Annotated in this window: 8 protein-coding genes and 1 tRNA gene; 2 read left to right on the forward strand and 7 right to left on the reverse strand. The window is 52.4% G+C overall.

The annotated features are described in order from the left end of the window. Positions 1-47: 47 nt before the first annotated feature. From ACF8PK_RS09835 to rsgA, 7 genes are all read right to left on the reverse strand, one after another. Entirely contained in the window at positions 48-1,184 is a 1,137-nt protein-coding gene (locus tag ACF8PK_RS09835) for a murein hydrolase activator EnvC (protein ID WP_238770744.1), read from the reverse strand. A 165-nt stretch (positions 1,185-1,349) separates the two neighbouring features. Continuing rightward, positions 1,350-2,882: a 2,3-bisphosphoglycerate-independent phosphoglycerate mutase gene (gene gpmM / locus ACF8PK_RS09840; protein WP_392441079.1), complete on the reverse strand. Its 1,533-nt coding sequence runs from the start codon at positions 2,880-2,882 to the stop codon at positions 1,350-1,352. Between the two features lie 165 nt (positions 2,883-3,047). Next, positions 3,048-3,935 carry a DMT family transporter gene (locus ACF8PK_RS09845; protein ID WP_158141198.1) on the reverse strand — a complete coding sequence of 296 codons (888 nt, stop codon included), beginning with the start codon at positions 3,933-3,935 and terminating at the stop codon, positions 3,048-3,050. Positions 3,936-4,070: 135 nt separating this feature from the next. Further along, entirely contained in the window at positions 4,071-5,951 is a 1,881-nt protein-coding gene (locus ACF8PK_RS09850) for a methyl-accepting chemotaxis protein (protein ID WP_014203974.1), read from the reverse strand. A 266-nt stretch (positions 5,952-6,217) separates the two neighbouring features. Further along, complete coding sequence (locus ACF8PK_RS09855; protein ID WP_041942414.1) at positions 6,218-7,633, reverse strand: DASS family sodium-coupled anion symporter; 1,416 nt, start codon at positions 7,631-7,633, stop codon at positions 6,218-6,220. Positions 7,634-7,802: 169 nt separating this feature from the next. Then, entirely contained in the window at positions 7,803-8,660 is an 858-nt protein-coding gene (gene asd, locus ACF8PK_RS09860) for an archaetidylserine decarboxylase (protein WP_004728270.1), read from the reverse strand. Positions 8,661-8,804: 144 nt separating this feature from the next. Beyond that, a complete protein-coding gene (rsgA, locus tag ACF8PK_RS09865; RefSeq protein ID WP_014203972.1) occupies positions 8,805-9,866 on the reverse strand; it encodes a small ribosomal subunit biogenesis GTPase RsgA in 1,062 nt (353 codons plus the stop codon). 160 nt (positions 9,867-10,026) lie between these two features. Between rsgA and orn the strand changes: the two genes are divergently transcribed. Both orn and ACF8PK_RS09875 read left to right on the forward strand, forming a co-directional pair. Next, a complete protein-coding gene (orn, locus tag ACF8PK_RS09870) occupies positions 10,027-10,572 on the forward strand; it encodes an oligoribonuclease (RefSeq protein WP_004728272.1) in 546 nt (181 codons plus the stop codon). 225 nt (positions 10,573-10,797) lie between these two features. Next, positions 10,798-10,873: transfer RNA gene (locus ACF8PK_RS09875), tRNA-Gly, on the forward strand. The last annotated feature ends 41 nt before the right edge of the window (positions 10,874-10,914 follow it).

Here is a 10,914-nt window from a genome sequence, read left to right on the forward strand (position 1 = left end):
AAACAGGCCGCTCATTGAGCGGCCTGTTTGTTTTAAAGGTGATGGGATTAACGAGTCAGCCAGGTACGTGGGTTTTCCGCTTTACTGTTGCGGCGAATCTCAAAATAGAGGGCGGGACGAGATTGTCCCCCGGTGTCACCAGCCAGCGCCAATGTTTCGCCAGCCGCGACTTTATCGCCCTCTTTTTTCATCAGTGTTTGGTTAAAACCATATAACGTCATGTCGCCTTTTCCGTGGTCCAGCAGCACCACTAAACCATAGCCGCGCAGGTATTCGGCAAACACCACCGTGCCCGGGTACACTGCTTTGACCGGTTGTCCGTAATTGGCATCAATCACCAGCCCTTTCCAATCGATTTGACCGGTTTGGCGTTCGCCAAATTGATGCAACACCTTGCCTTGCAATGGCCATGGTAACTTACCGCGCTGACGGCTGATACCATCCATCGGCACGGCATTCCGTTTTGCTGCTTTCGCAATTTCAGCTTTGAGGCGGGTTTCATTGCGTTGCAATTCGGCCAGATACACTTTATCGCCCGAGATGCTTTTTTGAATGCTGCCCAGCGTCTGACGACGTTCGGATTGTGTTTTGGCCAGTTGGTCGCGTTTTTTCGTTTGTTGCTCCAGCAGCGCATTGATTTGGTCGCGCTCCAACTGCAACTGACGTTCGTTGTCTCGCAGCGCTTGACGCGTTGTTTCTAACGCCGCAATGGTTTCGGTTCGTGCTTTGGCCAAGTGCTGGTAATACTGACTGATGCGATCTTCTTCCACACCATTGTTGAGGAGGTCGCCACTGGCTTTGGCGCGTTGTGTCACGTAATAGGTTTGTAGCAACTCGGCCAGCTTATCGGCCTGTTGTTGACGCTGCGCTTCCAAGGCCGTTATTTTTTGCTGCAATCGACCAATGTTGGCATTGGATTCTGCCAGCTGGTTCTTGGTTTGCTTGATCTGGTTTTCCAAGCCGGAAATGCCCACTTCCTGTTGCTTCAGCGTGTGTTGCAACTGGTCGAGTGTTTTCTGTTGCTGCGATAACGATTGTTGCTGACGTGAGATCTCGCTCTTGACACCTTTCAGTTCCTGTTGCGTCGCGGCAAAGGCATGGCTGGAGAGCACGCCGGCACTGAGGCACAGAATGAGCAGGCGTTGACACAGGCGTGAAGCCGGCTGGGAAGTTGATAACGTCATGTTTTTACGATAATCGCGATTGGAAGCATGGAGCACTCAGTATACTCAATGTGCAGAATGAGGCGAGTGCAGCAGGTAAAAAGTTTGCAATTGTTCCAATGTCACGGGCAAAAAAATAAAAAAAAGCCTCGAGCAAGTCGAGGCTTTTCATTCATCGTTCTGACATTAAGAGAACAGGACGTGACCTGTCATTTCCGCTGGAATGTCTTGTTCGGTCAGTGCCAGCATGGTTGGTGCTAGGTCAGACAGTTTGCCGCCATCGTTCAGGGCAATGTCTTTGCTGCCGACGTAGATCAGTGGCACAGGCAGGTTGGTGTGCGCAGTGTGCACGCCGCCAGTTTCTGGGTTCACCATCATTTCCGCGTTACCGTGGTCTGCTGTGATCAGCAGTTGACCATCCACTTCTTTGATTGCTTCAACCACACGACCGATGCATTCATCAACCGCTTCACATGCTTTTACAGCTGCATCGTAAACGCCGGTGTGACCAACCATGTCGCCGTTCGGGTAGTTACAGATGATCGCATCGTATTTGCCTGATTTGATCGCGGCAACCAACTTGTCAGTCAGCTCTTTTGAACTCATTTCTGGTTGCAGGTCGTAGGTCGCAACTTTTGGCGAAGCCACCAGTTGACGTTCTTCACCTGGGAATTCACTTTCAACGCCGCCGTTGAAGAAGAAGGTCACGTGTGCGTATTTCTCGGTTTCAGAGATACGAAGCTGCGTTTTGCCTGCTTTCGACAACCATTCGCCGTAGGTGTTATCCAGAGACGCTGGTGGGAATGCACATTGCAGCGGAATGTCTGCTGCGTATTGAGTTAGCATCACGAAGTCAATGGCTGGGAATGCTTTACGTTCGAAGCCCGCGAAATCGGTCACGAAAGTACGTGTGATTTCACGTGCGCGGTCAGCACGGTAGTTCATGAACAGCACCGCATCGCCATCACGCATGGCTGCTGAATCTTGGCCTTCAGCACGCACTTCAGTGGCTTTCACGAATTCATCGTTTTCGTCACGTGCGTAAGCCGCTTGCAGGGCTTCAACCGCAGAACCGAAGGTGAAATCGCCGTGCGCTGCAGTCAGCAGGTCGTACGCTTTTTCAACGCGATCCCAGTTGTTATCACGGTCCATGGCGTAGTAACGACCAACCAGTGACGCGATGCGACCTTTGCCCAGTTTTGCGAATAGTTCATCAAAACGTTTCAGAGAGGCTTCTGCGCTGCGAGGTGGTGTATCACGACCGTCGAGGAAGCAGTGTAGGTAGATTTTTTCTGCGCCACGTGCCGCTGCCAGTTCAACCGCTGCGTAGATGTGGTCTTCATGAGAGTGCACGCCACCGGGTGACATCAGACCCATCAGGTGAACCGCTTTACCCGCTGCGACGGCTTTATCGATGGCCGCAACCAACACTTCATTTTTTTGGAATTCGCCGTCGGCGATCGCTTTGGTGATGCGCGTCAGATCTTGGTACACGATACGACCCGCACCAATGTTGGTGTGACCCACTTCCGAGTTACCCATTTGACCGTCAGGTAGACCGACGTCCATGCCTGAAGCAGAGATAAGCGTGTGTGGATTGTGCGCCATCAGACCGTCAAGAACCGGTGTGTTTGCGTTGTTGATCGCGTTGCTTGAGTTGTCTTCGCGGTAACCCCATCCATCTAGGATCACCAGAGCCATAGGCTTCTTAGCTGACATAGTTATGACCTCGTCAAATTCAAAGTAACTAGAAATCGAAATTAGCGTAATTTTACTACACTTTGGTGCGCTTGCAGTAGGTTAAGATCAATGATTCTCCCTATCAATGCAATAAAACGTTGCCTATTGATCAAAATCGGCCAGCCCGTGGCCGCAAGGTCGTTCTCAATACACCAATATGCTGGTGCCCATGACGGCCACCAGTGCACCCAGCCAGGCGAATCGATTCGGCCTTTGCTTGGTATAGACCCATAGTATAGGCAAAAGCATGATGGGTGTGGTGGAAGAAAGGAGCGCCACCATGCCCACGTTGCCCTCTCGGAGTGCGTAAAGAATCAATGTCATGCCCACCGCCATTGCCAGAAAACCGTTGAGGGCGGTGATGGCAAAAATCGTGCGGTTCATCGGTTGAGTCGCACGCGCCACGCGTGAGCCGGTGGCTCGCAACACACAGTGCGCCGCGAATGCCGTCATCATTCGAATCGCCGATGCGGCCACGGGATCGATCGCCGTTTGCATGACTGGTTTGGCGATGATGCCGCCCAGCGCCTGACACGTGGCGGCGGTGAGCCCAAGCCCAACCCCGATCCAGACGTTGCCGCGGATCATCTCCAGCGTGTTGTTGGTTTGACCTCGGCGCCCGAAAAAGATCGCCGTGAGCACGCCAGAAAAGACCAAGGCGGAGCCGAGCAGTTCGCCCGACGTCATGCGTTCGCTAAACAGGAAGTAGCCTAAAATGGCGGAAAACACCGCGTGGCAGGAGAAGAGCAACCCGGCCTGGCGCGGCCCCATGCGGTTGAGACACGCAAACAGCGCCGTATCGCCAATAAAAATTCCGATCAAGCCCGATAGCATCATCGGCGTGACCGCACTGACCGCCACGCTCGACCAGCCACCACTAAGCAGCGCAATGCTCCCCAAAATCACCGACGTGCATCCCATGCGCCAGCGGCTGTAAGCAAAGGTGCCTAGATGGCGAGCGGGTGTCACCGACATCAGGCCAGCGATGGCCCACAAAAAGGCAGCGGCGAGCGCGAGCCACTCGAATCCCATAACATCGTCCTTGGGTATGCGGGAAAAATAGGCTCTCAATATGCCACTAAGGCTGGGGAAAACAAAGCAAATTCAAGGTGTCGGATACCCCGTCAACAGGGGCATCCGACAAACGCGTTCAAGCGCTGGGGGAGGTTATACTTTAAAGCGACTGATTTCTTGGCGCATCGCATCGGCCGCTTGGTGCATCTCGCTTGCACTTTCGCTGCTTTGTTGCGCTTGGGCGGCGAGATCATCAGAAGCGTCTTTGATGCCTTGCGTGTTGCGGCTGATGTCTTCACTCACTGCGCGTTGCTCTTCAGCGGCACTGGCGATTTGCAACGCCATGTCGTTGATCTCATTGATGGCCTGCGTGATGCTGCTGAGGCTATCTTGCGCTTGCTGCGCGTAAGAGACGCTGCTATCGGCCAGCGAGGTACTGGCTTCCATGCTCTCCACCGCCTGCTGCGTATTGCGTTGCAGGGTTTCAATCATGGTGCGAATCTCCTCGGTGGAGCCGTGTGTGCGCTGGCTCAGCACGCGCACTTCATCAGCCACCACGGCAAAGCCTCGGCCTTGTTCTCCGGCGCGCGCTGCTTCGATGGCAGCGTTGAGTGCCAACAGGTTGGTCTGTTCTGCAATGCCTTGAATGGTCGACAAAATCTGGTTGATGCTCTGGGCGTTGCTTTCCAGTTCCCGAATCACGCTGGCAGCGCTGGTGACTTGATTGGCCAGATCGGTGATGGCTTGACGGTTTTTGCCAATCACTTGCTGGCCGTCTTCGCATGCAGATGATGACGCTTGCGATGCGTTGGCAGTCAATTCCGCATGGCTGGCGACCTCGGCCGCAGTGGCCGACATTTCGTGAATCGCGGTGGCGATCTGGTTGACGTCGTCTTGTTGGTGTTTCACGCGATCCGTCGATTGAATCGACAGTGATTTTGCATGCTGCGCTTGGCTCGACAAGTTGTGACTGTGTTCCACGATGTCTTTGAGCATCATTTGCATCTGGCTGATGAACTGATTGACCTTCTCAGCCAGCTCACCAATTTCATCTTTGCGTTCAATATTGACGCGTTGAGTTAAATCGCCTTCCCCGCGTGACAGCTCTTCCAGCGCGCCGGACAGCACTTGCAACGGTTGCAGCAGACGATTGACCACCCAAGTACTGGCCAAGGCGATCAGCACATACAGAATCAACGTGGCGATGGAGGTAAAGGTGATTTGCTCACTGACCGAGGCATACGCCATGTCGTGATCCACCACAATCCCCAGCAGCCAATTGGTGCCCGCAATCTTGCTCACGTAGATGAGTTGGTCATCGCGACCGGGCCATTGGATTTGGCGCGCATCATCTGCTGCAGCGAGTTGTTGCATGGTTTGAACATTCAGTTGGGCGTTCAGCTCGGTGAGTGGTTTTTGACTCAGCTTTTCATCTTGGTAAGCGACGATTTTATTGTTGCCATCGACTAAAAATGCAAAGCCATTGTTGTCGAGTTTGATGCTCAACACTTGTTTGATCAGGTTGGTGACTGTTAAATCTGCCGCCAAAACACCATCGCGTTTGCCGTGGAACGCTTTGGCAAAACTGACCACAATGCTGCCGTCAAAGTCTTGATACGGTTCGGTAAGGATTAAGCCGTTGCTCGCCATCGCATCTTGATACCAAGGACGTGTGCGCGGGTCGTAATCGGCTGGCCAATCTTCGCTTTTGTCGCCGTACGCAATGGTGCCGTCGTTAAAGCCGGCATACACCGACAAAAATTGACCGGCATGTTTGGTCAGCAACAGTTCACGGTCGGCATTGTCGCCACTGGCGATGCGCGGTTCGTTGGCTAACATCATGTCGCTGCGAATTTCGAGCCAGTCATTGATGTAGCGGTTGGTCGCGAGGCTGACGTTGGCCATCTCGCTGTTGATTGACTTCGTCGTCTCTTGTCGTAGCTGGCTGATGGAGTTCCACGCCTGCACACCACTGACGATGGCAATGATGATCGCTATCGCGACCTGAATTTTAAACTTTATTGTATGTCTCATAGTCTACCTTACCTGCCGGACAACCTGATGCCGCGAATAGATCGTACTGAAATTTAATCCAATAAGCGTGAATAGTTAATTTAAATTACTGAAATACGGTAATTTTTAATGTTTTATCACCAAAAGCCTAAGAAATTATCGTTTCAATTAACTTGATCGGGATCGATTATTAATTGATCAACAGTCGTGTGGATAAGGGAATTATGGACGAAAATGATGAACTCGTGACTTGTGTGCCAGAAAACACAAGTCACGAGTGAAGCGGGTTAGCCCAGAATGGCGGCGGTAATATAGACGATGACCAAACCAATTAATCCAATAATTAAGCCAGTTTTGGCCATATCTTTGCTTTGAATCAGGCCGGTCGAGTAGGCGAGGGAGTTGGGCGGGGTCGACACTGGCAGAATCATCCCCAATGAGGCGGAGAACGCGACCACAACCAACAGGCCTTGCAATCCGCCCACCTCGTTGAGGCTGCTCATGGTGGTGCCAATGGCAGCAGCAATTGGCATCAACAAGTTCGCGGTGGCAGTGTTGGACATGAAGTTGGCCATCAGCCAGCAGACCAGCGACAGCGTGATCACCACCGACATCGGCGACAGCGATTCATAATCGATGGCATGTGCCAGCGCTTGTGCCAAGCCGGTCTGTTCCAAACCAATCCCAATGGCTATCCCCCCGGCCACCAACCACAGCACATCCCAGTTGATCTGCTTCAGCTCTTCTTTGCCCATGATGCCCGTCAGCGTAAACACAGCCAGCGGAATGATCGAGACTACATAAGTGTTCATGCCGTGCAGTGATGTGGTCATCCACAGCACAATGGTGGCGGCAAAGGTGAGATACACCACGATGGCGCGCCAGTTGCGCTGAAACGTGCCGTCGAGTTTCAGCGTCATGGTCGGTTGCGATGAAGGAAACAGCTTTTGCAGCAAGAACCAAGCGATGGTCAATTGGATCATCACAAACGGCAAGCCCATCATCATCCACGATAAAAAGCTGATGCTGTTCTCACCGGTCAAATATTGCAGGGCAATGGCGTTCGGCGGTGTGCCGATGGGGGTGGCAATCCCGCCAGTGTTTGCTGCAATCGGAATACACAGCACCAGCGCTTTAATGCCCAAATCGCCTTTGGGTGCTGAGGCAACAATCGGCCCAAGCAATGCCAACATCATGACTGTGGTGGCGGTGTTGGACATGAACATCGAGAACACCGAGGTGATCAGCATCAGGCCGAGCATGATGTATTTCGGTTGGTTGCCAAAGGGCTTAAGCAGTACGCGTGCTAAGTTGTTGTCGAGTTCGTACTTCGACGCTGCAATTGCCAGCGCAAATCCCCCCATAAACAGAATGATGATGGGGGATGAAAAGGCACTGAAAATGTCGGTATACGGCAGCAAGTGACCCAGTTCATGGCCATCGACCGGTGCGCGGAACGGATGCAGCCCTTTGTCGGAGATCATCACCAATTCCAACGCAATGATCAGAATCGACGTGGCAAACACTGGCACAGGTTCCAGAACCCACAACAGGGCGGCTAATAAAAAAATCGCCAACAGACGGTGTTGGACCAATGTGAGATCGTCAATTGGGATGGCATCGATAGGCAACATCAATACCAGAATCGGGAGTCCGAAACTGAGTGCGAGCCGCAGGAGAAGGCCCTTATCCAGAGTCTGCATAGCGTCTTCCTTGGTGAGTTCGACAAGATTGCAGCTAGGGTAACGCGTTGAATGGCAAAGGTCTTAGAGGGGCGACAAAGTTTTACGTTTTTGGCGCGCTGGGCGAAAAGAAGTGTGCTGGCGGTCAAAAACAAACATCCCGGCGCGCGGGCCGGGATGTGAATGGCGATTAAGCTTTGTGGGCGTATGGCGCGCCAAGGCGGGTGGTGACGTTGAGCTGCATGCTGTCATCAAAACGAATCGCATCTTTTGCGAACAGGTTAATGACGGTCGACCCCAGCTTAAAGCGGCCCATCTCTTCCCCTTTTTTCAGCACAACGGCCTTGTTGCCAGTTGCGGGGTAATCCCAACGGTAGACCGTGTTACCGCGTGGTGGTGTGACGGTGCCTGCCCAGACGAGCTCAATGCTGCCCACGATGGTGGCGCCAACCAGCACTTGGGCCATTGGGCCGAATTCGGTATCGAAAATACACACCACGCGTTCGTTACGCGCGAACAGGTTTGGTACGTTGGCTGCGGTCAATGGGTTCACCGAGAACAGATCGCCCGGGACGTAAATCATCTGGCGCAATGTGCCGTCACATGGCATGTGTACGCGGTGGTAGTCACTCGGTGATAGGTAAAGCGTGGCGAACTCACCGGCCGTGAATTCTTCGGCCAGTTTGGCATCGCCGCCAAGCAGCGTTTGCGCGGAGAAATCATGGCCTTTCGCTTGAATCAGCTTGCCGTCATGGATGGGGCCAAACTGACTGACGCACGCATCGGCGGGGTGCGTGATCACGTCATCGCCTTGTGCGAGTGGGCGAGCATCCGGCTTGAGTTCACGGACAAAAAATTCATTAAAAGTTTTAAAATGCTTTGGATCGGAGTGCAATGCTTCGTCCATGTTGACGTTGTATTGCTTGATAAACCAGCGAATGATGGCTGTGGTTAGACCGCCGGCTTTGGCTGATGCCAATTTGCCCATCAAACGGGTCAGGCCGTGTTGTGGAATCCAGTATTGCAGTCCAACTTTAATCTTGTCCATTGTAAGTCATTCCAATGTGTTTAATTTGGGGTGTTTAATCTTTGGGCGCGGAATGTTACTGAAAATCGTGAATGATGTCAGCATTTATCCCCGCAAGAACGAGAACCGCTCTCGTTTTATCTCACTGACGAAAGCGGAACCACGTTACAGATCGGCTTTTTTATTCCGCGAGTATTGTCGGTTGGCTTTGTTTTCCACCATGCTTTCGATGATGCGATGATAGTTCTCAAAGCGTGTCGCACTGATCTCGCCTTTTTCGACGGCTTCACGCAGCATGCAACCCGGATCATCGCCGTGTTTGCAGTCGCGGAATTTACAGCCCCCTAAATAAGGACGGAACTCGACAAATGCCTTGGTGACATCTTCCGCTTCCAAGTGCCAGAGGCCAAATTCGCGTACCCCCGGTGAATCGATCAGATTACCGCCAGATGGAATATGGTACAGACGCGCCGCCGTTGTGGTGTGTTGGCCCAGACCTGAGTTTTCAGAAATTTCGCCTTCTTCCACCATTTCGTCCAATTCGGGCATCAGGGCGTTCACCAAACTGGATTTACCGACCCCGGATTGACCGACAAAAATATTGGTGCGATCGCGCAGTTTGGCTTCCAGCGCTTCAATGCCTTCGCCACTGTTTTTACTCACGTACAGCACGTCGTAGCCAATTTTCTCGTAGGCCGAGAGCCACTGTTCATACTGCGCGCGCTGATCTTCATCCAACAAGTCGACTTTGTTGAGCACCAGCAATGGGGCGATGGCGAGTGTTTCGGCAGCAATCAGATAGCGGTCAATGATATTGAGCGACAACTCAGGCAGCACCGACGAGACGATGACCATCTGGTTGACGTTGGCCGCAACGGGTTTTAACCCATCGTAGTAATCGGGACGTGTCAGCACGGAGGTGCGTGGTTCAACCGCTTCCACCACGCCGGAAATCCCCGCCATGGTTTCGATGCCCGGACGCCAGATCACGCGATCGCCAGAGACCAAACTCTCAATGCCCCGGCGCAGGTTACAGCGATGAATGGCCTGAGTTTCAGGATCTTCAATATCCGCATGTTGACCGAAACGGGTGATCACCAAGCCAGTTTTGGCGTTCTCCAGCATCGACTCATCCCACTGAACGGTTTCTTCCTGTTTCAGTTTGCGGTGCTGGTTATTTCGTACGCGCCTTACCTGACCTTTTGTCAGCTTCTTTTTCTTTGCCACTCTGTTCTACTTTCGTGTTGCTGGACGACATGAAGAAAGACATTGTTCCCCTTCGCCGCCCGGTTTAGTACGTGTTATCAGACACAGCCGATAATTTGAATTGTACAGACTTGGGTATATAGTACCTGCTTTATCGACAAACCTATATAGGTACTCCTCTATGTCTTTTAGCGATCAAAACCTAATCTGGATCGATTTAGAGATGACAGGCTTGGATCCTGAAACCCATAAAATCATCGAAATTGCGACCATCGTGACCGACAGTCAGCTCAATATTCTGGCCGAAGGACCGGTATTGGCGGTGCATCAACCCGAGTCCGAACTGCAAAAAATGGACGATTGGTGTACCAACACGCACACCCAAAGCGGGTTGGTGGAGCGTGTACGCCAAAGCCAAGTGAGTGAAGACGATGCTGTGGCGCAAACCATCGCGTTTCTTGAACAGTGGGTACCTGCGGGCAAATCACCAATTTGTGGCAACAGTATTGGTCAGGATCGCCGTTTCCTCTACAAACACATGCCGCGTCTGGAAGAATATTTCCACTACCGTTACATCGACGTCAGCACCATCAAAGAACTGACTCGTCGTTGGCAGCCAGCCGTGCTGGATGGATTTTCAAAACAGGGTAGTCACCTCGCATTGGATGACATTCGTGAGTCGATCGCGGAGCTACAATTTTATCGTTCGACCGTCTTTAGCATCTAAAATAGGGCGTCGCATGGCTGGCCGCAACGGACGGTTGGCCTGCGTTGGCCGGCGGTGAATGCGCGCGCTGGTGGCAAGTTCAGCACAATTTGCTGGCTGAATGTTCTGGGTTGCGCGCTTTTTCATCAACTGAAAAAAAATTAGATTTTTTTCGCGATAAGTTCTTGCATCACACAGAAATGCTCTTATAATTCGCAGCCCTAAACGACGGAAAACGTTGTTGATGCGACACTAGCTCAGTTGGTAGAGCGCAACCTTGCCAAGGTTGAGGTCACGAGTTCGAACCTCGTGTGTCGCTCCATTTACTTCAGGTAAATGGCAGAGTCTTCATCGTACTTAACG

It is taken from the genome of Vibrio sp. CJQ_6 (assembly GCF_043106745.1).
Classification (GTDB): domain Bacteria; phylum Pseudomonadota; class Gammaproteobacteria; order Enterobacterales; family Vibrionaceae; genus Vibrio; species Vibrio furnissii.

Bases quoted from the DNA above. Each gene is read 5' to 3' on its own strand.
- ACF8PK_RS09835 (WP_238770744.1), bottom strand. From the start codon at position 1,184: ATGACGTTATCAACTTCCCAGCCGGCTTCACGCCTGTGTCAACGCCTG.
- gpmM (WP_392441079.1), bottom strand. From the start codon at position 2,882: ATGTCAGCTAAGAAGCCTATGGCTCTGGTGATCCTAGATGGATGGGGT.
- ACF8PK_RS09845 (WP_158141198.1), bottom strand. From the start codon at position 3,935: ATGGGATTCGAGTGGCTCGCGCTCGCCGCTGCCTTTTTGTGGGCCATC.
- ACF8PK_RS09850 (WP_014203974.1), bottom strand. From the start codon at position 5,951: ATGAGACATACAATAAAGTTTAAAATTCAGGTCGCGATAGCGATCATC.
- ACF8PK_RS09855 (WP_041942414.1), bottom strand. From the start codon at position 7,633: ATGCAGACTCTGGATAAGGGCCTTCTCCTGCGGCTCGCACTCAGTTTC.
- asd (WP_004728270.1), bottom strand. From the start codon at position 8,660: ATGGACAAGATTAAAGTTGGACTGCAATACTGGATTCCACAACACGGC.
- orn (WP_004728272.1), top strand. From the start codon at position 10,027: ATGTCTTTTAGCGATCAAAACCTAATCTGGATCGATTTAGAGATGACA.